Origin of the sequence: Pseudomonas sp. WS 5410, assembly GCF_012985645.1 — a bacterium.
GTDB lineage: Bacteria > Pseudomonadota > Gammaproteobacteria > Pseudomonadales > Pseudomonadaceae > Aquipseudomonas > Aquipseudomonas shahriarae.
In genome coordinates this window covers 86,320-107,430 of sequence record NZ_JAAQWS010000011.1, presented here as the reverse complement: position 1 = coordinate 107,430, position 21,111 = coordinate 86,320, and the positions used below count along the sequence as shown (strand labels likewise).

The window sequence follows — 21,111 nt, the reverse complement described above, 5'->3', positions numbered from 1 at the left end:
CAGGCCGGGCGCGTTCGAGGCAAGACGCCTGCACACGGGAAGGCAGCGCGAAGTGCGGCGCCCGATACGCAGGATCGGCGCTCGCACGACATGCGCGACGGCACGAAGAAAGCCACCGGATCGACATGCCCGATGGCACGATGAGATGCACGGCGACGTGCATCTCATCGGCAGCCATCATGGACGCTTCTCCAGCCAGACCGGGTGCGCGATGCCGATCACGGCGGACGTGCGCACCGGCCCGAAATACCGGCCATCGAACGATGCCGGATTGGTCACGCTCAACAGGAGCAACTCGCCCGGTTCGAGGCGGCGGCACTGCTGCCAGGATGGCAGCGGCCGGCCCCAGCGGTCGGCGCGCAGCACGGCGGCCGAAGGCACGCCGTCGATGCGGACGATGCCGCCAGCGATGCACACCTCCTGCGGCGCGATCGCGCCCACGCGCTTGAGCAGCGGCACGCCCGCCGGCAGGTAGCGGCGTTGCGCGGCCAGCGCTGCGGCATCTGGCGGCAGCGAGGCCAAGACGATGCTGCCCACGGACAAGGGACGTGGCAGCGAGCCGGGCCGATGGTTCAGCGGATCGACGCGATACCAACCCATGGGAACGCTGTCGGACGGGTTGTAGATCAGGCGCGGCAGCGGATGCACGAAGGACGCCCAGGCCAGCGCAGCGAGGCCGCAGGCGGACAAGCCCGCCAGGACGAGGCGCGCGCGAGAACGCGGCGCAGTGCCGATGGTGGAAGCGGCGGTCATGGCAGCGCCCTCCCGGCTAGCCAGGCGGCGTGCCGCTCGGCGCTGTAGTCCGGCAGCGGCAAGCGCGCAGCGAGCCGATTGCCCAGCGTGCGCCAGTACGCGGGGGAGGCGTCTGCGGGCGCGATGCCCAGCGCCTCGACGCCGTCGATGCGTTCCAGCACGGCGCGCACGTTGGCGTCGCCTTCGGCGTGTAGCAGCAGGCGCGCGCCCGGCTGCACGCCGGGGATGCGCTGCGCGCCGGCCAGCGGCGTGCAAGTCTGCATCACCATGAGTTGCCAGCGGATCGTGCCGTAGGCGTTGGCCTGCCAGCGGATGCGGCAAAGCATCGCGCCGGGCAGGAACAACGCGCATCGCCGCCAGTGGTCGAGGCGAAGGATGCGCGACGGCTCGCCGAAGCGCAGATAGAGGTCGAAACGCTGGTCGATGTAGGCGAGCGCCACGCGCGTCATCGGCGCACTGGCAGGCTGGCCGATAGGCGCAGCCAGTGCAGCCGTGGCCGCGACAGCGGCAGGCGAAACGGATGCGGTCATGGTGTGTTCTCCCTGCGGTTCTCGGGAAACTCTCGCTCTAGCAGGCCGCGCAGCAGGTCGGCCACGGTCACGCCTTGCGTGAAGGCCGATACCTTGATGCGCGCCCGCATGGCGGGCGTGATGTCGAGAGTGAGGCGAGCCGTGTAGAGGTCGCCCTTGCCCAACGCATCGGCGTCGCCCTGGCGAATCCACGCTTCAGCGTGCGGATTCGCAGGCGGACGCGCGCCGATGCCGACGCGCTTTGCCGTGCGTTTGCTGTTGGGTGGCGGCTTCGCTGTCATGTCGTCCACCGCAGCAATTCGTCCACTAGGGCGGTGATTTCGCGGGCGGCGGCGCTGCCCGGCGCCGTCTCGCGTGAAAGGCGGCCAGCGGCCACGCTGTCGGCGAACACGATGCGCTGATGCACTTCCGCGCGCAGCGCAGGAAGCGGCTGGTCGGCGAGCGCCTGGCGCGCTTCGCGCCCGATCACGGTGGTGCTGACGCGCCGGTTGATGACGAAGGCCGCGCGCAGCGCAGGCCGGAACACTTGGGCCTCACGGATCAGTGCGACCATCTCGGCACTGGCCCACAGGTCGTAGGGGCTGGGCTGCACCGGGATCAGCACGCGCTCGGCCGCGAGTAGCGCGGAGCGCGCGAGGGCGGCGATGCGCGGCGGGCCGTCGATGACGACGTGATCGGCCCGCCTGGCGAGTTCTGGCGCTTCCTGATGCAGCGTTTCGCGTGCGAGGCCCACGGCGCTGAACAGCCGAGGCAAGCCTTGCTGGCTGCGTCGTTGCGTCCAGTCCAGTGAAGAACCCTGCGGGTCGGCGTCCAGCAGCACGACATGCTGGCCGCGCATCGCCAGCTCGCCGGCGATATGGGTGGCGAGCGTGGTCTTGCCCACGCCGCCTTTCTGGTTGAGCAGCGCGACGATCATGGCCTGGCCCTCCATGCTGGAAGAGCAGGCTTTGTCTGCTGCGTTTGTGGCCGCGCAGCGGTTGTCCACCGCGACGGCGTTTCCCTACTACAAGTTAGAGAATTTAAGTTAGGTAAGTTAAGGGAGGTCGAAACCCGCGCCGTTATTGGCTTTGCGGACGATCCGTACTCCTGATAGCACGATAGTCGTACTCCCGATAGCACGATACCCCGTACTCCTGATAGCACGAGCCCGTCCACCGCTTTTCCCGAAGTTATCCCCGTGCCGTGAACGGCACGGGCCGAAACATCAGCAACTCGACTCCATCGCCCGGCATCCGCTCGATGCTCAGGACATAGCCGGGCAGCGACTGCCGCGCGACGAGCGCGCGCAGGTCGTAGGCAAAGTCCGAGAAGCGCGTGACGCTGCCCGATTTCCGGTACAGGTGCCGGAAATCGAATTGCCAGCCGCCTTCCTGCCGCCCGCCGTGCTTGCGCACCAGGCGGTACAGCCACCGTTCGATGCCGCCCGTCAGCCGGAAATACGCCGGGTCGATGGTCAGCACCAGAGCGGCATCCATCACCCCACCAAAGAACCAATCCGGCAGGATCAGCTCCAGCCCCAAGGGCGTGCCCTTGGCATCGGCCAGTTCCTTCCACTCGTTGATCCACGAAAACCGATGCAGGCGTCGCCCGGTTGTCTCGCGGATCGACGTGGCCACGGTCGTGGATTGCAGCCGATCCAACGCGGCTTTGAGGCGCTGGTAGTCGCGCAGCGACGTACCGCGCCCGATGAAGCGCAGGATCTCGTAGGGCGTGGCCTGCATCAGCCGCGACGGGCGTAAGCCTGCGTCGCGCGCCTCCACGATCTGCGAAGCAGCCCAGATCAGCACGTCCGCGTCCCAGATCGTGGCGATGCCGTGCTCCTGTGTGCCTTCCACGCGGATCGTGACGTTGCCCGCCCGGAAGTCGATGGGCGCCGTGCGCCGCGACTTCGCCAGCGAGAAGAACGGAAAGGCCATCAAGTCCTGGCTGTCGCGCGGCGCCATGTCGCCCGGCAAGGCACGGAACAGGTCGAGCTGTTCGCGTTCTTGCGAGGGCCGCTGCCGGGACGGCAGCGCGGGGCTGGGCATGGCGGTGGCCTGGCGCGTGCCAGCGATCAGCGCGCACGGCTGTCCGCCGAGTGCTGTTCGGCGTACTCAGGATCGGAAGTCGTCTCGAAGCTGCGGTCGGCGGCCCAGGCGTCGAGGTCGGCCACGGCGTACATGACGCGCCGGCCGAACTTGCGAAAGCGCGGGCCACCGCCGATCACGCGCTGCTTCTCCAGCGTGCGCGGCGACAGGCGCAGGTACTCGGCGGCTTCGTCGTTGGTGAGGTAACGCTGCGGTTGTGCGGCAGCGGTCGGGACAGTGGCGGCAGGCCGCAAGGGAGCGGGACGCATGGTGTGAACCTCCATAGCTTTCAAAGCTCCGGCCACACAGCGCAACCGGATGGAGGCAGTCTCAGAAAACGAAGCTCCGCTGCTCAGGGACGTTTTGCGTCCCCATCAAAACGTCCCTTCTCAAGCGGCGGCAGTTGTGCTAGCCGGCGATAACCGCCGCGCATCAGTGCATCGCCGCGCCGCACCAGGCGGCGCACGCGGGCGCGCAGGTCGCCGTCGGCGTGCCAGTCCGCCGCCACGGCATCGGCACCGAACAGCCCTTCGGCCACGTCGCGCAAGGACGCACCCGCCAGGGTCGCGTCGAGCGCCTGCAGGGTGTGCAACTCCAGCATCGCGGCCGGTGTAGGCCGGGGCCTGGCCGCGGCCAGCGTCGCGCTGCGCGTAGGCGCAGGTGCGGCAGCGCCGCCGCCACCTCCGCGATTGGCATAGGCGACCGCCATGCCATCTTCCAGGCCGGGCGCCAGCGCGAAGCGCGCGCAATGGCCGGGGTTGTGCGCGATCAGCGCCAGCCCTTTACCGTCGTGCAGCAGTTGCTTGTGACCGGGGATGTGCCAGAACGCGAAGGCCGCCGCATCGGGCGGCGGATCGGCATCGGGATGGAGTTGCACCACGGCATCGTGGCCGGGCAGCCAGGCCGGATGCGCGTCGCGCGCATCCAGGGCCGGGTCTTCCAGCAGACGCAAGCCCCAGCGAAGCGCCGCCTGTTGCGCCGCTTGCGGTCGGCGCTGGTGGCGCTGCCAGTCGAGCCGGTAATCGGGGTGGCGGCGCAGGTACTCCCAGGCCAGTGCGAGCGTGTCCAGGCACAAGATGTAGAGGTACGCGGCGGTCGGATACCAATGCGCGATATGGTGAGGATTGACCATGACTCAAGCTCCCGTCGAACAGCAGGAACGTCGTCACGGGCGTTCAAGAACGGAGCCACCGCATCCACATCAAAACATCATCCGAACCTGTTTAAGCTGTACATCAAGTGTCAAGACCGATTGGCTCCGGGGTATTGCGCAATGCGTCCGAATACGACGGCCGCGCAGTCCAAAAAAGTCACGCGGCACAAATCAAGGTGCCGTAACTCGCGCCAAAGATCGTGGCCGTTTCCGTCTCAAAGGCCCTGTTTTGGTGCAAGAGTGCGAATTGAGACCGGACAAATCCGAATTCCGACGGAAATAGTCTCAATACGTCCGGCTGCGCCGGAACGCGATTGGCTTAATCGACAATGCCGCCGTTCTCCTGGGCCAGCCGGACATATTCCGACAGGGGCCGCGCCGCCTGGAAATACCGATCCCGCATCACAGGCTGCTTGCGCGGCCCGACGATGGATGCCAGATCGGACAGCTTCACGGTGCCCAGCTCAGGCATCCCCAGGCCCAGGTCGATCAGGCCGTAGGCCGTATCGCCGTCGGCCGGGTCGAGCGAAGCGAGCAGCCAGGTGAGGTGTGCGTCCGGTGTGAACAGGCGCACCACGGGCAGCGGGTCGCCGGCCTGACCGTCAGCACGTGCCTGGCCGTGGGTCAGCAGGCGTTGGCGCTCGTCCTCGGTGATGAGTGAGTTCATGGCGATCTATTCCCAATTCACAAATCCGCCCAAGCGTGAAAACGCAAAGCCGCATCGGCGGATTTGGGAAAAAGCACGATTGTGATTCCGTGGCTATGCGCCTTTGTGGAAATCCGCAGAGGCACAAATGCGGATTCCCGTAAAAACGCAAAACAGTGAGGTTTCACTGAAAGAGTTAAAGATAACGTGGTTTTAATTGTGCTGCGACTTGACGCTTCTGTCTATGCAGAAGCGACCCATTCAGCGCGGCCGACCGGCCGGCGCCACCACCTACGATGCCGAGTTGGCGCAAGCCTTCGGCGCGGCGGTGCGCGCGTTGCGGACGGAGCGCGGCATTGCGCAGGAATCGCTGGCGCACCTGGCTGGCGTCGAGCGCTCGCACATGGGCAAGGTCGAGCGCGGCGAGCACATGCCCACGCTGGCGATCATCTTCAAGATCGCCGGCGCGCTCGAATGCAGCACGGCAGTGCTGATGAGCGAGGCTGAAAGCCAGCTCGCAGCGGCGGCCCATCCGTAGGCTCCGGCTGCATCGAGGGGCGCCAAGCTGTGCGCGGCGGGGATAGCTCGTAGGGCTTTCCCTCGGAGGCAAGCGAAGTGCGCAGCGCCGCAGGCGCGAAGGCGTGAGGGATTGGAGCCGGATGGCCGTGACGGCAAAGACGGCACGGGGCGTAGCCCGTAAAAGTCCGGCGGCGGGTCGCGCCGACACGCCATGCCCTGATTGCAACGGCAAGCACCGCGTCCCCGCATAGAAGTGCAGCCCACACTATGGGCCACCGCCTGCCACCAGGTTCGGTACGAACCAACACAACAGCGCAGCGCCCCGCCATGTGGCGGGGCGCTGCGGGCGGCGGTCACGCCGCCTGGGGCTTGCTGCGCGACCAGATCAAGTCGTGCGTGCCGTCTTCGCCTTCGATCAGGCGGGCGTAGACCGTGGCCGGGAACGATGGATCGTCGAGGGTCACGGAGATGTACTCCCGCCCGGCCTCGCTGGTCTTCTTCCACGCTGCGCCGATGTCGTGGCTGGCGGCCTGCAGGCGGAAGTCGGGGGCCTTCTCGTTGTCGCCCTTGTCGTTGGGCACCAGCTTGACCTTGACGTTGAGCGTCAGGGTGCGAAGCGTGCCGGTGAAGCCGTCTTTGTCTGCGGTGAAGGTGCCGATGTTGGCCATAGTGAAATCTCCGTTCGGTGGAACAAGGTTCGCGCCCATCGCGTCCTTGTTGTGATCCGGCCGGCGGGGGACGGGCTGGCTGCACCGCTTGCGGTCGAAACGCAGTGGAGAGCCGGGAGGCGAAAAGAATTTGTCCCGCGAGGAATGCACCGAACGCAGTGACAAAGCAGGGGAAATTGTTTTCGCCGGACGGTTGCAGCCATGAAGCCCGAGGCGCAGCCGCGCCACCGCCAGGATTCACAACAACACAAGGACGCCTTGGGCCGAACCGCACCGCAAGGAGATGTGGCCGGCTCGGCATCCCCGCATGAAGACTGCTCCGGCTCGCCCACTGACGCAGGCCAGGTCAACCACCCGATGACAGGCAAGAACGCCTCCGCCGCAACTTGCGGCGCCGGTCTAGTGGCGTGGCATAGAAACTCCATAGCGATGCTGGGCGGGTTGTCCGTGAACAGTCCTTCATGGACGTGATGGGCAAGAACCGCCAGCGTTGAGGACGGCACGCATTTGCACAACCCGCCGCAGCAAACGCCAGCGTGTTCGCCAGCGCCCCGTCCATCGTGGCGGAGCGCTGGCCGGGCCGATCCGGCGAAGCCGGTTCGGCGGCATCGAGGGGCGCCAAGCTGTGCGCGGCGGGGATAGCCCGCAGGGCTTTCCCCTGGAGGCAAGCGGAGCGCGCAGGTGTGGGCCGGGCGGATGCTCGGCTGCTTTAACGCCGCCACCTGAGCCACCGCGAGGGCGGCGGCGTTCTGATTCGGCAGTTGGCCTTGAACACCGGGCGCGGCCACTGCCGCGCCCGGATTTTGCTTTCACCGCGCCCAGGACGGAACGGCATGGGCGCGGTGCTGATCGGGTTATTCCTTCGTCTCGATGAGCCACCATACGGCACGCGGCAAGGCGCGGCCCGTGATGGGGTGAATGTCGGTCAGGTCGGCGCGGGCTGACCAGCCCGAGGGCGGGCGGTAGCCGCGCACGTCGCCATCGCCGTGCCAGCGGCGGGCGCGTACCGTGCCGGGGGCGTAGATCGCCGCCATGCGTGGGCGGCTGGTGGTGGTACGTGTCATGGGGTGTTCTCCTTCCAGCAAGCGCCCCGGTCGAGACCGGGGCGCTTGCTGTCGGCGCGGGTCAAGCGGCTAGCGCCACGGCGGTTTCATTCGCCATTGCCTCGGCATCCTCCGGGGCGTTGTCCTGGGCCTGCGGCGCCGCCGGCGTGGTTTCCTGCGTGCCTTCGGCCTTGAAGATGGCAGGCATCCAGCCAGTGCCATCGGCCAGCCGCTCCGCTTCGCTGGCAATGTCGGCCTTCTTCAGCTTCGCCAGCCGGGTGACGTGCGACGGGGCGAACTGCTCCACGGCTTCCAGAATCGCGGCCTTCGGCACATGCCGGAAATAACCCTCATTGGTGGGCTTCCACCATGCGGCCATGTCCAGCCCCACGGCCTGCGCCAGTTCCTCGCCCGGCTGCTGCCGCATGGTGCGGGGTGTCACCACGTCCACCGTGACGGCCACGCATACCGCCAGCAGTCGCACCAGTTCGTCTTGCGAATTCGCCAGCAACGCGGCGAACAGTTCGGCGCTGTCCTGCGGCAAGGCTTCGCCCGCCACCTGTTGCAGTTCGCGCAGCGCCACGGCAGCGGGCGATTCCGGCCAGTCCGGTGCCATGCCTTCCAGCCGGTCTTGCACTTTCAGGCTCACGCCCAGCGGCAGGTCGTGGCCGTAGTGGCTGCCGTGCAAAACGGTCTGCACCATGCCATGCACCAGCGCGGCCAGCGCCACTTGCGGATGCTGCGCCACTTCGATTTGTAGCGCGGCGGTGCGGTGGGCACTCAACCGCTGCGCCAGTCGGTCGGACATGGCGGCGGTCTTGGGCTGGTCGTCGTCCTCGCCTTCGTCGCCGTTCTCGGCATCCTCACCGCTGAAACCTTGGCGCAGGCGTTCCAGCGTGCGCAGGGCCTTGGCCTCGGCTTCGCGCATCAGGCCGTGATGGATCACGGCCTGCCCGTTGCGGTCGATGGTGACGATGGCACCGGCTGCGGCCTTCACGGTCGGGCTGTAGTCCTGCAAACCATCTTCCAACGCCTGCAACTGCTCGCCCACGGCTTCGCCTTCCTCTTGCAGCGCGTCGGCCTTGTCCTCGTCCTCGGCTTCCAGCGCACCATCGAGGGCTTCGCCAATGGCCTGCACCTTGGCTTGCAGCTTTTCGATGCGCTGCGCTTCGCGCTTGGTCGGTTCGCGCCGCTCCCTCGGCGCACGCTGGAAAGCGTGCAGGTCGGCATGGGTCACGCCCGGCGTGGCATCCACCCATGCCCAGCCTTCGGCCTTCACCTCGGCGGCGATGCCCGCCAGCCGGTCTTGCGCCAGCCTGTCCAGCAGCGCGGCATCGGTCAGATACACGCCCGCGTCACCTTCCGCGAACAGGTCACGGCGCACGCCACCGCCTGCGGCCTCGTAGGTTTCCAGCCCGACGAACCGCACCAGCGGATGCCGGTAGGCGTCGATTTCCCTTTCGGTGAGGCGGTCGCGCAGCGCGGACGGCTGGCGCTGCCACGTTGGCGCATCGTAGAAGGCGGCTTCCTGCGCGGTGTGGTCATCGGTGATGGCAAGGGCCATCAACTGGTCAAGGCTCACGGCATCGGCGCGGTAGTCGGCCATGAGGCGCGGCGAGACGTTCGCAAGCTTCAAGCGGCGCTGCACCACCAGCGGCGTGACGGAAAAATCCGCTGCGATGTCCTCGATGGGTCGGCCTTCGGCCACCAGCGCGGCGAAGGCTTCAAACTGGTCTGCCGGGTGCATGGCTTCACGCTGCACGTTCTCGGTGAGACTGGCAGTGCGGGCCGTGCCATCGGCCACTTGCAAGCAAGGCACCTCCCAATCCTTGGCGATGCGGTGCTTTTTCGCCAGCAGCTTCAGCGCAGCAAGGCGACGACCACCGGCGACCACCTCGTAATGCTCGCCATCGGCGGATGCGATCACGATCAGGTTTTGCAGCAGGCCCACGCGCTGGATGCTTGCAGCCAGTTCGGGGATGGACATGCGCGGGGTCTTGCGCACGTTGCGGCCCGTGGGGCGCAGCACCAGCCGCGACAGCGGAACCAGAATCAGGTTCTTGGTCGGGTCGGCGGCTTCCAGCGGGATAGCGGCGGCGGCATTGACGGCGCGGGCTTCGGTGGTGGTGATGGCGTTCATGGTGGTTCTCCAATCGAGTGAAACAAGGAATGGAGGGGAAACCGCCCCTCCTGCGGGGGACGGGTCAGGCTTTCAACTGGCGCAGGCCATCGGCCAGCATCCACAAGGCGCGATTGAGGCGCACATCGGAATCAATGCCCTGTATCGGACGGGTCTGCTGGCGGCGTCCGTTGGCGCTGCGACCATGCAATCCGCCTTTGGTCAGGTTCTCTTGGGTGCGGTTGAACACGCTCCACAAGTCGGGGCGGCGGTCTTCAAACCGGCGCGGCATCAGAATCTGGCTTTCGGTGATGGGCGCGGGCTTGTTCGGGTCGTCGTACTTGAGGGTCAGCGCGGCGCGGGCGAACACTTCGGCTTCGCCTTCATCGAGCGTGATAGCGCGCATGGCGTCGCGGGAATCGCGCACAAGGTCGAAACCGCGCAGCACCTCGAAAGCGCCTTCGATGACTTGGCCCGCCACGTCGCCTTTATGGGGGACGCGCACATCGGCCACGGTGTCGCCGCACACAAGGCCATTGCTGCAAACAAATCGGAACTGGCCCGCCAGCATCTGATAGCTGCTGGTGCCATCGTGCGAGTTCAGCAGGATGATTTCATTGGCTTCCGCGCCGTTGATCTGGCTGGCGTGGCGCAGGCGCAGCATGTGTTTCGTGTGCTCGCGCTTGCCTTCATCGCGCACGCGGGTTTGCGTCACCATGAAAGGCTGAAACCCTTCTTTGCGAAGCTCGGTCAAAACCGCCGCCGTAGGGATATAGGCGTATCGCTGCGAACGACTTTCATGCGGGGCATCCGCAAAGATGGACGGCGCTACACGGTGAATCTGGTCATCGGACAGCGGGTAGTCGCTGCGCAGTGCGGGGGAATGGGAAGCGAAACGGGTTGCAAGCATGTCGTTCTCCTGACTTGGCTGTTGAAGAAAGCGCACACCGGATTCCTAGATTCGGAGCCCAGCCTTTCGGCTGTTCGGTGCGGTCGGCACGAGGAACCCGGTTGGCCCTGTTGCCACCGTCTTTCCTGAGTTCATCGCCCGCGACGGTCAGGAGCGCGCGGACGGGGGCCGTCAAGGAAAAAAGCGCAGGGTTGGTGCGGCCCGCAGGCGAAGCCGAGGACACGGCCCTGCGCGCCTTGATGGCACACGGGAGCGGGCTACAGTCGCGGACAAGGTGATGGAGTCAGGGAAGACGGCTGGACATGGCAACGGGCACCTTCCACGCCGACCGCACGGCAAGCGCAAGCGCGCAGGCCCGAAGCTGGAAGCTGGGCCGGAGGCGTCAGCCGAGCGGAGCGAGGGAACGATGGAAGCCCGACAGGGGCGAGACGCCGCAGGCGGCTCGATGCGCAGCACGACAGCGCGACCGGCCATCTCCCAGGTGGCCGGGGACGCCCAGACTTCAAAACCGAATGGACAACAGGGTCAGGACGAGCACGCGCAGGGCATCGTGGATCTGCTGTGGATGCTGTCTGGCCGATCCGGCGCAGCCGGGTCGGCGATGTTCAGGGGCGCCAAGTCTGCGCGGCGGGGATAGCCCGCAGGGCTTTCCCCTGGAGGCAAGCGAAGCGCGTAGCGCGCCGCAAGGGGCGCGAAGGCATCAGGCCGAGTCGTCAGGACGCAGGCTGGATTGCGCAACCGGCACCCACGGCGAAGTCGAGTTCAGCAGATAGCGCGCTCCGCGCGCATAGTGACCACAAAGCCCGCTGGGCTGGTAGAAACCGGTGACGCGGCGACGGAACTGCACGCCGAACTGGTTGGTGTAGATCACCGCGTCGCCGATCTTGAAGCGCAGCGGCTGGCCGTTCTCCGGCGCGAAGGGCTTGAGCGCATCGTGCTGCGCCGTGATTTCGATGATGTAGTCGTGATGGCTGCTCATGGCATTGATCTCCTGAAATGATCGAGAAAGCGCAAGGAGCGCCTTGAGGCGCTCCAAGGGCGAGGTCAGACGACGATCCGCCCCGCCAGCCGCGCATCGCGCACGTAGGCGCTCAACCGCTTTTCGCCACGGAAAGACAGGTCGCGCTCGATCGGCAGGCCCAGCCCGCCGCGCACGCTCGCCAGCTCGTTCAAGCTGACCCAGCCGAGTTCCGGCATCCCCAGCCCCAGGTCACAAAGACCGAAAGCGTGGTCATGGTCGTCGGGGTCAATCTCGGTCAGCAGCCAGGTCGCGCCGCCGTCCGGCGTGAACAGCTTGACCACCGGGGCTGGGTCGAAGTCCGGGTTCTCCAGCGATGTGCTGCCGTTGGCCAGCAGCACGACGCGCTGCTCGGCAGTGATAAGTACGTTGTTCATGGTGAACTCCTGAAAGGTTGCCGGGCGGAATTGCCCGACCCTTCCGGGGCACGGCGCAGCGCAAGCAGTCAGGGGTCGTAGACGGCCGCCAGGACGCAAGCGCCATTGGCGCGCAGCCCTTGACGGCGAGAACGCCGTGGCACGATGAGGGGAACAGCAAGACCGCCTCCCTCACAACCTCCACGCACCTCCGGCTTTGGGGCAAGTGCGTAGCACGCGCAGGCCCGCGAGGGCCGGAGTTGCGCCAGCAGGCGCAGCAAAAAGGGGGCCGAAGCCCCCTCGGTCAGATCAAGCCACGTTCGGCGAAGGACGTAGTGAGGCTGCCCGCCACGATGATGTGATCCAACGTGCGAACGTCCACCAGCGCCAGCGCGCTCTTGAGTTGCAACGTCAATGCCCTGTCGGCCGCACTTGGCTCTGGATTGCCGCTCGGGTGGTTGTGCGAAACGATGACCGCTGCCGCGTTGAGCCGCAGCGCTTCCTTCACCACTTCGCGCGGATACACCGATGCGCTGTCGATGGTGCCGTGGAACATCTCGGCATACTCGATAAGGCGATGCTGCGAATCGAGGAACAGCACCGCGAACACCTCATGCTCGAAGCCGGCCAGTTTGGCGCGCAGGTACTCCTTGACTTCCGACGGTGAACTGAATGAGGCACCGCGCTGCATCTTGTGCTCGATGGCCTGGCGCGCGGCCTCCAGAATCTGGTCGGCCGTCGCCGGCAGGTAATGACCTTGGGAGTCGCGCACCATCAGCGCGGCATCGAACGAGGAAAAGGACAGTTGCGACATGATCGTGCTCCGGTTGCTCGGGCGGAATTGCCCGGAACCGTGTCCAGCACGGCGCAGCGCAAGCAGTCAGGGGTCGCAGACGGCCGCCAGGACGCAAGCGCGCAACAGCGCGCGCCGCCCTTGACGGCGAGAACGCCGTGATACGGTGAAGGGAACAGCAAGACCGCCTACACCCCGCCCACTGCACACCCTCGGCTTTTGGGGCAAGCGGAGCGCGCAGGCCCGTCAGGGCCGAAGGCGTCAGCCGAGCAAAGCGAGGGAACGATGGAAGCCCGCAAGGGGCGAGACTCGCGCAGCGAGGCTCGATGCGCAGCACGACAGCGCGACGGCGGAACGCCGGGATGCCCGACTGCTTGGGACAGGACTACTCGGTGTCCGTCTTGCGCTGCTCGATCTGCAACTGCGCCCGCTCTGCTGCCTGTTGCAGCCGTTCCACCAGCACGCCCCTCGGCGGCAAGGCAGTCAGGTACTCGGCGACGTGGATGCCTGACTTGTCCAGCTCCAGCAATTCGATCTGCTCGCGCTTCTTGCCGGTGCAAAGGATGATGCCCAGCGGCGAGGCTTCCTCCGGCTCGCGTTCGTGCTTGTCCAGCCAGCGAAGGTAAAGCTCCATCTGCCCCTTGTAGGCCGCCTTGAACTCGCCGACCTTCAACTCCACCGCCACCAGCCGCCGCAACTTGCGGTTGTAGAACAGCAGGTCGAGGTGGAAATCCTCGTCGTCAATCGGGATGCGCTTTTGCCGGGCGACGAAGGAGAAACCGGCCCCCAGCTCCAGCAGGAAGGATTCCATTTCGCGGATGATGGCCGCTTCCAAGTCGCTTTCCTGCCAGGTGTCACGCAGCCCGAGAAAGTCGAGAATGTAGGGATCGCGCATGACCAGCGCCGGCGTCATGCGCTGCGCATCGCGCATCGTCGCCAGCTCCTGCGCGATCGTCTCGCCCGGCTTCTGCGACAGCGCCGTGCGCTCGTACAGCATCGAGTCGATGCGCTCGCGCAGCGTCCGCACGCTCCAGCGTTCGGCGCTCGCCATCTGCACGTAGTATTGCCGTTGGAGCGGGTCTTTCAGCGGCAGCAGCGCCAGGAAATGCGACCAGCTCAATTGTCGTGACAGCGTCACGACAATTGGCTCGTCCGGGTAGGTGGCGGCGAACTGCACCATGCGGCGCAGGTTCTTGTCCGCGAAGCTGCGCCCGTAGTCGCGCACAAGCTGCGCCGCCAGGGTCGGCAGGATTTCCTCGCCGTACCCGGCCCGCTGGCCGGCCAGCACCTCCGTATGGATGCGCTGGCCGATACGCCAGAACAGCAGGGTCAGTTCGGCATTGACCGCCAAGACGGCGCGCTGCCGCGCCGCCTCAATCAATGCCCGAATGTCGCCCAGCAGCGCCGAAGGCGCTGCGGAGGACGCCACGGATACTTTGCGCCGGTTCATGCTGCTACTCCCTCGGCCTGCCGCGCACCCGTGATCGCCTGACGACGGCTCGCCACCAGCTCGGCCGCCTCGCGTACCGGCTTGTCCTCGGTGTGGACGTAGTGCATGAACATCGCCACGGTCTTGTGCCCGGTCAGCTTCATGCCTACCTTGGTCGGCACGCCCGAATTGGCAATGTCGGTCGTCGAACGATGGCGGATGCCGTGCGTGCCGACGTGCGGCACGCCGGCGGCCTTAAGCGCCCGGCACCATCCGCCATAGTGCTCGCCAAAGGTCAGGTGCTTGTCCGGGTCGTTGGGCGATGGCAGGACATACGGGCAGCCTTCCCGACGTGGCGCCGTCGAGAGCAGCCGATAGGCTTCCGCGCTCATGGGCTTGGACATGCCGCCCGTCTTGCTGTCGGGCCACACCACTCGCCGGTTCTCGAAGTCCAGCCAGCTCCATTCGAGCGGACAGATTTCGGAGCGACGCGCGGCGAACTCGAATTGCAGGCGGATTGCCAAGGGGATGACGTAGTTCTCCAGACCTTCCGCTTCCAGCTTGTCCAGGTGGCGGAAGATCAACGCCAGTTCGTCATCAATGATGAGCCGGGTTTCCTTCCCAGGTGGGTACATCGGGACGTGACGGCACGGGTTCGTGCCGTCGGGACGGTAGCCCCACACTTCGGCCAGGTTGAACATCTTGCGCAACACGCCGAAAGCCTTGTTCGCTTCGGTCGGCTTGTAGGCCAGCTTTTGCATCAGGCCGGCAATGTCGGGCCGCTTCACGTCCTGCACCTTCTTGCGGCCCAACAGTGGAATGATGCAGCGGTCGATGACGCCCTGATAGCCCTCCTGCGTGCTGGGCTTGTTGCGCTTCTTGGAGTATTCCTCCATGAACTTTTTGCACAGCTCCGTGACGGTGGGCGCCTTGCGCGCATCGGCCTTGGCGCCGCCAGGATCGCCGCCCCGGCGAACCTCGGCCAACCAGTCCTGAGCCATGACGCGGGCCTGTTCAACGGTCAGTTCCCCGAACAGGCCCAGGGCGGGCTTGCGTCGCTCGCCCGCGTTCGTGCGGTACTGGAGCATGAACACGCGGCGGCCCGCCGGGGTAATCTTGCACAGGAAGCCAGGCACCACGGTATCCCGTAGTTCGACGGCCTGCGGCTGGGGTTGCGCCGCCTCCACGGCGGTCTTGGTGAGCTTGATCTTGGCCATGATGACTCCTCGGAAAGACCCGTTTCCAAGAGCCACATGGGAGCCATGAGAGCGGAAGCCGGGTCAGGTTTCAGAAAGCACCGGCATATGATGGACGCGCGTAAGTTATTGATAAACCTTCTGTATCGGGTTCTAGCGCAGTCCAGCAAAGTTCGGTGCTGGAGTCATCGTGAAATAAAAAAAGGGGCGATTGAATCGCCCCTTTTTTGTGGGCGCGTGATTTACAGCGGCGCCAACCGGTAAACCCGCTCCTCCAGCCGCGTGACACCGCCCTGGGCGAACTTCGGGCTCTCGGCCAGGATATCCCGCTGCTCCAGGACGCTCAGGCGCCAGTGCACTCCCAGCAGCCCACGGACTTCATCGTCGCTCACGGCAAACGGCGGGCCTCCCTTCAGGGCCTGCTCATAGTCCAGGCTGATCAGCAGGCCACTGTCCACCTGCGGCGCAATCGCCTGCAAATGCGCGGCATAACGCTCGCGCATCAACGGCGGCAAGGCGATCAGCGCCGCCCGGTCGTAGAGGGCCGTGCAGCCCGCCACATCTTCGCGGCTCAACTCGAAGAAGTCACCGCACCACAGCTCGATAGCGCCTGCCTGATACACCTTGAAGCTACCCCGTTGGCTGACTTGCGCAACCAGGCGCTGCTCCTGGAAAAACTCTTCAATGGCCTTTTCCGCCAGCTCCACCCCCAGGACTCGATGTCCCTGGTTCGCCAGCCAGACCAGATCCAGGCTCTTGCCACATAGCGGCACCAGCACCCCGCCGGCCAACCCCAGGCCCGGCCAGTGTCGCTGCAAATAGGGATTGACCTCGGGCAGGTGAAAGCCGATCTGATTACGTGCCCAGCGGTCATGCCAAAAGGTGGAGTCCATGAATAATCCTGAAAATTCGATCAAATAGCGCTAAAACTTATATTAGATTTAGATCAATGATCTGATTGAAGATGGTCCCATCTTAACCTTGAGGACCCCACTCATGCTGCCCAGCCTGTTTATTTCCCACGGCTCGCCCATGCTTGCCCTGCAACCCGGCGCCAGCGGGCCGGCCCTTGCACGCCTGGCGGCGGACTTGCCACGCCCCACGGCAATCGTGGTGATGTCCGCACACTGGGAAAGCCGTGAACTGCTGGTCAGCGCCAGCCCCGCCCCAGAGACCTGGCACGACTTCGGCGGCTTCCCCCGCGAACTGTTTGCCGTGCAGTATCCGGCCCCGGGTGATCCGGCACTGGCCCAGCAGATCGTCGAGTTGCTCATCGCCGATGGCTTGCAAGCCCGCCTCGATCACCAGCGCCCGTTCGACCATGGCACCTGGGTGCCGCTGTCGCTGATGTACCCGGCGGCCGACATCCCTGTAGTGCAGGTCTCCCTGCCCAGCCATATGGGCCCAGCCCTGCAAACCCGCATCGGCCAGGCACTGCGCGGCTTGCGCGAACAGGGCGTGCTGTTGATCGGCTCGGGCAGCATCACCCATAACCTCGGCGAACTGGACTGGCAGGCCGGGCCGCAAAGCATCGAGCCCTGGGCACGGGAGTTCCGCGACTGGGTCGTCGACCAACTCGGCGCCGAGGATGAAGCTGCCTTGCACGACTACCGCCGCCAGGCACCCCATGCAGTGCGCAGCCATCCCAGCGATGAGCACTTGTTGCCACTGTATTTCGCGCGCGGTGCGGGCGGGCAGTTCAGTGTGGTCCACCAGGGGTTCACCCTGGGAGCCTTGGGGATGGATATCTATCGTTTTGCTTAACCACGGTTTTTTGTAGGGCCCCGGGGAAACCCAGGCAAAAAAAATCCCCGAACCAGTCGGGGATTTTTTATGTTCGATCAATCAACCCAAGGGCTGATCAATCTTCGCGATAGCGACGCAGCTTGAGCTGCTTGCCGGCAACGCGGGTGTCTTTCAGCTTGGCCAGCAACTTCTCGAGGCCATCTTCCGGCAGCTCTACCAGAGAGAAGCTGTCACGCACCTGGATGCGACCGATCGCTTCACGTGCCAGGCCACCCTCATTGAGGATAGCGCCCAGCAGGTTCTTGGCAGCGATGCCATCACGCGCACCCAGCGCGGTACGGCAGCGAGCACGGCCTTCGGCCAATGGAACCGGCGCACGACGCTCACGATCACCACGGTCCGGACGGTCGCCAGTACGCTCTGGACGATCACCGCGCGGGGCGTTGTTCGGCACCAGTGGACGTTCTTTCTCGATCGCCGCCAGGGTCAGGGCCTGACCGTTGGTAGCCTTGCGCAGCAGGGCTGCAGCCAGGGCACGTGGGGTGCAACCGATATCGGCGGTCAGGCGGTCCAGCAGGTCGCCGTGGGTCGATTCAGCGTCAGCCACCAGCGGCGACAGGCTGTTGGTCAGTTTCTTGATGCGGGCATCGAGAACGGCCTGGGCATCCGGCAGGCGGACTTCGGCAACTTTCTGACCGGTTACACGCTCGATCACTTGCAGCATGCGGCGCTCACGCGGAGTCACCAGCAGCAGTGCACGACCTTCGCGACCGGCACGGCCGGTACGGCCGATACGGTGAACGTAGGACTCTGGGTCGTACGGCATGTCAACGTTGAACACGTGGGTGATACGTGGAACGTCGAGACCACGGGCAGCTACGTCGGTCGCCACAACGATGTCCAGACGGCCATCCTTGAGGGAGTCGATGACGCGCTCACGTTGGTTCTGGGCAATGTCACCGTTCAGCGCAGCGGCTTTGTAGCCTTTGGCTTCCAGGGCACTGGCCAGGTCCAGGGTCGCTTGCTTGGTGCGCACGAACATGATCAGGGCGTCGAAATCTTCGACTTCCAGCAGGCTCAATACAGCCGAGGTCTTCTGGTCAGCGTGAACCAACAGGTGAGCCTGTTCGATCGCGGTAACGGTCTGGGTCTTGGTCTGGATCTTCACGTGTTGCGGATCGCGCAGATGGCGTTCGGCAATGGCACGGATCGACTGTGGCAGGGTAGCCGAGAACAGTACGGTCTGACGGGTCGGTGGCAGCGCCTTGAAGATGACTTCCAGGTCATCCATAAAGCCCAGCTTCAACATTTCGTCAGCTTCGTCGAGAACCAGGTGGTTCACGGTCGACAGGACTTTTTCGTCACGACGCAGGTGGTCGCACAGACGGCCCGGCGTGGCGACAACAATCTGTGCGCCATTACGGATTGCTTTCAGTTGTGGGCCCATAGGCGCGCCGCCGTAAACGGCCACAACGGTAACGCCCGGCATTTGCTTGGCGTAGGTTTCGAAAGCGGTTGCTACTTGCAGCGCCAACTCACGGGTTGGCGCCAGGATCAGGGCTTGCGGCTCGCGCTTGGCAGGATCGATGCAGTGCAGGATTGGCAGGGCGAACGCGGCGGTTTTACCGGTACCGGTTTGCGCCTGGCCAATCATGTCTTGGCCGGCCATGATGATCGGGATCGATTGCTGCTGAATAGCCGAAGGTTCTTCGTAGCCGGTCGCAATGACGGCAGCAAGAATGTTCGGGTTAAGATTAAAAGCGGCGAAGCCGCCGGTTTCCTGGGTCATGGGTCTGCCTCTAAGTGCATCCGCAAAGACCCATGCTCCAAAGCTGCGCATGCCGTGTTGAGACTCAAGAGTCGCCCTGGCTGCTTTGTCGGCGGGGATTTGCGAAAACGAATGAATGAAAAAGATTCGTCAAGGGAGAGTCCGCTGTGCGGACGTGCAGCCGAAGCTGACTTCGGGGAATTGCGCTACCTAAACGCGGCCCGGTTAAAGGCCGGCGCGCACTATACCGGAAATCCCTGAAAAAGGGAGCTTTTTTTATCGGAAAAGGCCATTCCACTGCTCTGTGTCACTGGCTTTGCGCATCTTCGCAGGAACGTCTATTTTTCAAAGGCCCGGCCCCGTTGGTCATTGCGCTTAAACGCTTCACCTTTTGCAGTGGGCCCTTCGGTCCGAAACTGCCTTTCGCGCCCGAGGATGCCCCCATGAGTCAAGCCAGTAGCAGCCGCGTCAGCCGTGAACTACAAGGGCATGTCCTGCTGCTGGGGCTCGATCGGGTAGCCAAGCGCAACGCCTTTGACCTCGATCTGCTCAACGAACTGAGCCTGGCCTATGGCGAATTCGATCGTAATGAAGAAGCGCGGGTGGCCGTGGTGTTCGGGCATGGCGAGCATTTCACCGCCGGACTGGACCTGATCAACGTCGCCCACACCATGGCCCAAGGCTGGCAGCCGCCGCTGGGCGGTTGCGACCCGTGGGGCGTGTTCGCCGGGCCCAGGGTCAGCAAGCCGGTGATCGTTGCCGCCCAGGGCTATTGCCTGACCATCGGTATCGAATTGATGCTCGCGGCAGATATCAACCTGTGTGCCAGCAATACGCGCTTTGCGCAGATGGAAGTGCAGCGCGGGATCTTTCCTTTTGGTGGTGCCACCCTGCGCCTGCACCAGATCGCCGGCTGGGGCAACGCCATGCGCTGGCTGCTGACGGGCGATGAGTTCGATGCCCATGAAGCTTTAAGACTGGGACTGGTGCAAGAGGTCATGGCCAGCGAGGACCTGCTGCCTCGAGCACTGACCCTGGCCAACCGGATTGCCAGCCAGGCACCGCTGGGCGTGCAGGCGACGTTAACATCGGCGCGCCAGGCGCGGGATGAAGGCGAGACCGCTGCGGCGGCCGGGTTGCCGGTGCTGGTCGAAAAACTGCTTAACAGCGAGGATGCCAAGGAAGGGGTGCGGGCGATGCTGGAGAAGCGGCCGGGGGTATTCAAGGGGTTGTGAGCAGGCAGTGATGGCCTCATCGTGAGTAAGTCGAATCGGCGCACCGTCCCATTTGACCGCGTACACCTGTGGGCTTGCCCGCGATGAGCATAGGTCTCTACACAACTCTTTTCTCGGTATGTGTACATAGCCATTGCTGCGGTAACGGCGGCTCACTTTCGAAAAGCGCGAAAATAACCAAAGCGCTTTTGCCACCACTCGGTGCCTCGCCTAGGCTCGGCATGAGCGCAGCAACAGATATGTACACAAACCTGAGAATCACTAAAGAGATGTGCAGAGACCTGGGCCGCAATGCGGCCAGTCCAGGCAACTAAGTCGCCGGACGAACCGCCTTGATCAAGGCCTGCAACGAATACCCCAGGCGCGGCGCCAGCGCCTCGGCCCGCGCAGACACCGCCGCCAGGTCCAGCGTCTGGTCCAGGTCCGCCGGCACGATCAGGATCACATTGCCCTCCTTCACCGGCAGCTCCCAGTAATGCCGATGATAAAGCCCACGCAACAACGCAGCGCCCAGGGGCTTGCCATCATCGGTGGCCCATTGATTGATCACCAGCCAACCACCAGGGTTGAGCTTCTTCTGGCAGTTCTCCAGGAAGGTCCAGGCCAGGTGGCCAACCCCCGGCCCCACATCGGTATACAAGTCGACGAAAATCAGGTCCGCCGGCTCCGCCGTCTCCAGCAACTCCAGCGCATCGCCCACGCGGATGTACAGCCGCGGATCATCATCCAGCCCCAGGTATTCGATGGCCAGGCGCGGTACATCCGGGCGCAGTTCAATGGCTTCGACATCTTCCAGGGGCAGGAACTTGAGGCAGGCCTGGGTCAGCGTCCCCGCCCCCAGGCCAAGGAACAGCGCACTTTCGGGATGCTCGTGGCACAAGGCGCCAATCAACATGGCACGGGTGTAGTCATACTCCAGCCAGCTTGGATCGGCAGTGAACACACAGCTCTGCTCGATGGCATCGCCAAACTCGAGAAAGCGGTAATCGGCCACTTCCAGCACACGGATCATGCCGAAGTCATCATGGACCTCAGCCAACAGGCGCTCGACGCGCTCCTCAGTCATTTCATCTCCTAATAGGCCCGGGCACGGGTTCAAGCCGCCTGGTAGCAAGCGGGAAAGGCGCGATTGTCGGCCAAGCGGCGCCAGCAGGTCACGCACT

General features: G+C 64.8%; 23 protein-coding genes. 3 read left to right on the top strand and 20 right to left on the bottom strand.

The window, feature by feature from the left end:
• Positions 1-177: 177 nt before the first annotated feature.
• From HBO24_RS17235 to HBO24_RS17200, 8 genes are all read right to left on the bottom strand, one after another.
• The gene (locus HBO24_RS17235) at positions 178-753 is read right to left on the bottom strand and encodes a S26 family signal peptidase (protein WP_019726289.1); all 576 of its coding nucleotides are present in this window, start codon (positions 751-753) and stop codon (positions 178-180) included.
• Positions 750-1,283, bottom strand: coding sequence for a DUF2840 domain-containing protein (locus tag HBO24_RS17230; RefSeq protein ID WP_025981541.1), 534 nt, complete (start codon positions 1,281-1,283; stop codon positions 750-752). The genes HBO24_RS17235 and HBO24_RS17230 overlap by 4 nt, the downstream gene beginning before the upstream one ends.
• Positions 1,280-1,564, bottom strand: coding sequence for a hypothetical protein (locus HBO24_RS17225; RefSeq protein WP_025981540.1), 285 nt, complete (start codon positions 1,562-1,564; stop codon positions 1,280-1,282). Before HBO24_RS17225 ends, HBO24_RS17230 begins: the two co-directional genes overlap by 4 nt.
• A complete protein-coding gene (parA, locus tag HBO24_RS17220; RefSeq protein ID WP_019726286.1) occupies positions 1,561-2,199 on the bottom strand; it encodes a ParA family partition ATPase in 639 nt (212 codons plus the stop codon). The genes HBO24_RS17225 and parA overlap by 4 nt, the downstream gene beginning before the upstream one ends.
• 253 nt (positions 2,200-2,452) lie before the next feature.
• Positions 2,453-3,310: a replication initiator protein A gene (locus tag HBO24_RS17215; protein WP_019726285.1), complete on the bottom strand. Its 858-nt coding sequence runs from the start codon at positions 3,308-3,310 to the stop codon at positions 2,453-2,455.
• A 26-nt stretch (positions 3,311-3,336) separates the two neighbouring features.
• Complete coding sequence (locus tag HBO24_RS17210) at positions 3,337-3,618, bottom strand: helix-turn-helix domain-containing protein (RefSeq protein ID WP_019726284.1); 282 nt, start codon at positions 3,616-3,618, stop codon at positions 3,337-3,339.
• Between the two features lie 83 nt (positions 3,619-3,701).
• Positions 3,702-4,481 carry a DUF2285 domain-containing protein gene (locus HBO24_RS17205; protein ID WP_019726283.1) on the bottom strand — a complete coding sequence of 260 codons (780 nt, stop codon included), beginning with the start codon at positions 4,479-4,481 and terminating at the stop codon, positions 3,702-3,704.
• Between the two features lie 340 nt (positions 4,482-4,821).
• Positions 4,822-5,169, bottom strand: coding sequence for a DUF2958 domain-containing protein (locus HBO24_RS17200; protein ID WP_019726280.1), 348 nt, complete (start codon positions 5,167-5,169; stop codon positions 4,822-4,824).
• Between the two features lie 223 nt (positions 5,170-5,392).
• Between HBO24_RS17200 and HBO24_RS17195 the strand changes: the two genes are divergently transcribed.
• Entirely contained in the window at positions 5,393-5,686 is a 294-nt protein-coding gene (locus tag HBO24_RS17195; RefSeq protein WP_019726279.1) for a helix-turn-helix transcriptional regulator, read from the top strand.
• A 334-nt stretch (positions 5,687-6,020) separates the two neighbouring features.
• On the opposite strand, the gene HBO24_RS17190 is transcribed toward HBO24_RS17195, so the two are convergent.
• The 10 genes from HBO24_RS17190 to HBO24_RS17145 form a co-directional block, all read right to left on the bottom strand.
• Complete coding sequence (locus HBO24_RS17190; protein WP_019726278.1) at positions 6,021-6,335, bottom strand: DUF736 domain-containing protein; 315 nt, start codon at positions 6,333-6,335, stop codon at positions 6,021-6,023.
• 854 nt (positions 6,336-7,189) lie between these two features.
• Positions 7,190-7,399 carry a hypothetical protein gene (locus HBO24_RS17185; protein WP_019726277.1) on the bottom strand — a complete coding sequence of 70 codons (210 nt, stop codon included), beginning with the start codon at positions 7,397-7,399 and terminating at the stop codon, positions 7,190-7,192.
• A 61-nt stretch (positions 7,400-7,460) separates the two neighbouring features.
• Positions 7,461-9,518 carry a ParB/RepB/Spo0J family partition protein gene (locus HBO24_RS17180; protein WP_019726276.1) on the bottom strand — a complete coding sequence of 686 codons (2,058 nt, stop codon included), beginning with the start codon at positions 9,516-9,518 and terminating at the stop codon, positions 7,461-7,463.
• Between the two features lie 64 nt (positions 9,519-9,582).
• Positions 9,583-10,407: a DUF932 domain-containing protein gene (locus tag HBO24_RS17175; RefSeq protein WP_025981539.1), complete on the bottom strand. Its 825-nt coding sequence runs from the start codon at positions 10,405-10,407 to the stop codon at positions 9,583-9,585.
• Positions 10,408-11,107: 700 nt separating this feature from the next.
• Positions 11,108-11,386 carry a hypothetical protein gene (locus HBO24_RS17170; protein WP_019726273.1) on the bottom strand — a complete coding sequence of 93 codons (279 nt, stop codon included), beginning with the start codon at positions 11,384-11,386 and terminating at the stop codon, positions 11,108-11,110.
• A gap of 65 nt (positions 11,387-11,451) precedes the next feature.
• On the bottom strand, positions 11,452-11,802 hold the full coding sequence (locus tag HBO24_RS17165; RefSeq protein ID WP_019726272.1) for a DUF2958 domain-containing protein: 351 nt from the start codon (positions 11,800-11,802) through the stop codon (positions 11,452-11,454).
• 283 nt (positions 11,803-12,085) lie between these two features.
• Positions 12,086-12,595: a DNA repair protein RadC gene (radC, locus tag HBO24_RS17160; protein WP_019726271.1), complete on the bottom strand. Its 510-nt coding sequence runs from the start codon at positions 12,593-12,595 to the stop codon at positions 12,086-12,088.
• Positions 12,596-12,959: 364 nt separating this feature from the next.
• The gene (locus tag HBO24_RS17155) at positions 12,960-14,024 is read right to left on the bottom strand and encodes a PDDEXK nuclease domain-containing protein (protein ID WP_019726270.1); all 1,065 of its coding nucleotides are present in this window, start codon (positions 14,022-14,024) and stop codon (positions 12,960-12,962) included.
• Entirely contained in the window at positions 14,021-15,220 is a 1,200-nt protein-coding gene (locus tag HBO24_RS17150) for a site-specific integrase (RefSeq protein WP_019726269.1), read from the bottom strand. The genes HBO24_RS17155 and HBO24_RS17150 overlap by 4 nt, the downstream gene beginning before the upstream one ends.
• A gap of 221 nt (positions 15,221-15,441) precedes the next feature.
• Positions 15,442-16,092: a thiopurine S-methyltransferase gene (locus HBO24_RS17145; protein WP_170060034.1), complete on the bottom strand. Its 651-nt coding sequence runs from the start codon at positions 16,090-16,092 to the stop codon at positions 15,442-15,444.
• Positions 16,093-16,195: 103 nt separating this feature from the next.
• On the opposite strand from HBO24_RS17145, the gene HBO24_RS17140 reads away from it, so the two are divergent.
• The gene (locus HBO24_RS17140) at positions 16,196-16,963 is read left to right on the top strand and encodes a class III extradiol ring-cleavage dioxygenase (protein ID WP_170060033.1); all 768 of its coding nucleotides are present in this window, start codon (positions 16,196-16,198) and stop codon (positions 16,961-16,963) included.
• A gap of 97 nt (positions 16,964-17,060) precedes the next feature.
• Here the strand turns inward: HBO24_RS17140 and HBO24_RS17135 are convergent, their stop codons facing one another.
• A complete protein-coding gene (locus HBO24_RS17135) occupies positions 17,061-18,734 on the bottom strand; it encodes a DEAD/DEAH box helicase (protein ID WP_017136163.1) in 1,674 nt (557 codons plus the stop codon).
• A gap of 422 nt (positions 18,735-19,156) precedes the next feature.
• Here HBO24_RS17135 and HBO24_RS17130 point away from each other — a divergent pair, with 422 nt between their 5' ends.
• On the top strand, positions 19,157-19,948 hold the full coding sequence (locus HBO24_RS17130) for a crotonase/enoyl-CoA hydratase family protein (RefSeq protein ID WP_057439178.1): 792 nt from the start codon (positions 19,157-19,159) through the stop codon (positions 19,946-19,948).
• Positions 19,949-20,258: 310 nt separating this feature from the next.
• Here the strand turns inward: HBO24_RS17130 and HBO24_RS17125 are convergent, their stop codons facing one another.
• Positions 20,259-21,014 carry a spermidine synthase gene (locus HBO24_RS17125; RefSeq protein WP_057439179.1) on the bottom strand — a complete coding sequence of 252 codons (756 nt, stop codon included), beginning with the start codon at positions 21,012-21,014 and terminating at the stop codon, positions 20,259-20,261.
• Between the last annotated feature and the right edge of the window lie 97 nt (positions 21,015-21,111).

What these genes read in the sequence shown, in the direction of transcription:
- HBO24_RS17185 (WP_019726277.1), bottom strand. Translation starts at nt 7,399, where the DNA reads ATGACACGTACCACCACCAGCCGCCCACGCATGGCGGCGATCTACGCC.
- HBO24_RS17235 (WP_019726289.1), bottom strand. Translation starts at nt 753, where the DNA reads ATGACCGCCGCTTCCACCATCGGCACTGCGCCGCGTTCTCGCGCGCGC.
- HBO24_RS17150 (WP_019726269.1), bottom strand. Translation starts at nt 15,220, where the DNA reads ATGGCCAAGATCAAGCTCACCAAGACCGCCGTGGAGGCGGCGCAACCC.
- HBO24_RS17125 (WP_057439179.1), bottom strand. Translation starts at nt 21,014, where the DNA reads ATGACTGAGGAGCGCGTCGAGCGCCTGTTGGCTGAGGTCCATGATGAC.
- HBO24_RS17135 (WP_017136163.1), bottom strand. Translation starts at nt 18,734, where the DNA reads ATGACCCAGGAAACCGGCGGCTTCGCCGCTTTTAATCTTAACCCGAAC.
- HBO24_RS17180 (WP_019726276.1), bottom strand. Translation starts at nt 9,518, where the DNA reads ATGAACGCCATCACCACCACCGAAGCCCGCGCCGTCAATGCCGCCGCC.
- HBO24_RS17140 (WP_170060033.1), top strand. Translation starts at nt 16,196, where the DNA reads ATGCTGCCCAGCCTGTTTATTTCCCACGGCTCGCCCATGCTTGCCCTG.
- HBO24_RS17225 (WP_025981540.1), bottom strand. Translation starts at nt 1,564, where the DNA reads ATGACAGCGAAGCCGCCACCCAACAGCAAACGCACGGCAAAGCGCGTC.
- HBO24_RS17165 (WP_019726272.1), bottom strand. Translation starts at nt 11,802, where the DNA reads ATGAACAACGTACTTATCACTGCCGAGCAGCGCGTCGTGCTGCTGGCC.
- HBO24_RS17155 (WP_019726270.1), bottom strand. Translation starts at nt 14,024, where the DNA reads ATGAACCGGCGCAAAGTATCCGTGGCGTCCTCCGCAGCGCCTTCGGCG.
- HBO24_RS17215 (WP_019726285.1), bottom strand. Translation starts at nt 3,310, where the DNA reads ATGCCCAGCCCCGCGCTGCCGTCCCGGCAGCGGCCCTCGCAAGAACGC.
- HBO24_RS17230 (WP_025981541.1), bottom strand. Translation starts at nt 1,283, where the DNA reads ATGACCGCATCCGTTTCGCCTGCCGCTGTCGCGGCCACGGCTGCACTG.
- radC (WP_019726271.1), bottom strand. Translation starts at nt 12,595, where the DNA reads ATGTCGCAACTGTCCTTTTCCTCGTTCGATGCCGCGCTGATGGTGCGC.
- HBO24_RS17205 (WP_019726283.1), bottom strand. Translation starts at nt 4,481, where the DNA reads ATGGTCAATCCTCACCATATCGCGCATTGGTATCCGACCGCCGCGTAC.
- HBO24_RS17130 (WP_057439178.1), top strand. Translation starts at nt 19,157, where the DNA reads ATGAGTCAAGCCAGTAGCAGCCGCGTCAGCCGTGAACTACAAGGGCAT.
- HBO24_RS17195 (WP_019726279.1), top strand. Translation starts at nt 5,393, where the DNA reads ATGCAGAAGCGACCCATTCAGCGCGGCCGACCGGCCGGCGCCACCACC.
- parA (WP_019726286.1), bottom strand. Translation starts at nt 2,199, where the DNA reads ATGATCGTCGCGCTGCTCAACCAGAAAGGCGGCGTGGGCAAGACCACG.
- HBO24_RS17145 (WP_170060034.1), bottom strand. Translation starts at nt 16,092, where the DNA reads ATGGACTCCACCTTTTGGCATGACCGCTGGGCACGTAATCAGATCGGC.
- HBO24_RS17210 (WP_019726284.1), bottom strand. Translation starts at nt 3,618, where the DNA reads ATGCGTCCCGCTCCCTTGCGGCCTGCCGCCACTGTCCCGACCGCTGCC.
- HBO24_RS17200 (WP_019726280.1), bottom strand. Translation starts at nt 5,169, where the DNA reads ATGAACTCACTCATCACCGAGGACGAGCGCCAACGCCTGCTGACCCAC.
- HBO24_RS17170 (WP_019726273.1), bottom strand. Translation starts at nt 11,386, where the DNA reads ATGAGCAGCCATCACGACTACATCATCGAAATCACGGCGCAGCACGAT.
- HBO24_RS17175 (WP_025981539.1), bottom strand. Translation starts at nt 10,407, where the DNA reads ATGCTTGCAACCCGTTTCGCTTCCCATTCCCCCGCACTGCGCAGCGAC.
- HBO24_RS17190 (WP_019726278.1), bottom strand. Translation starts at nt 6,335, where the DNA reads ATGGCCAACATCGGCACCTTCACCGCAGACAAAGACGGCTTCACCGGC.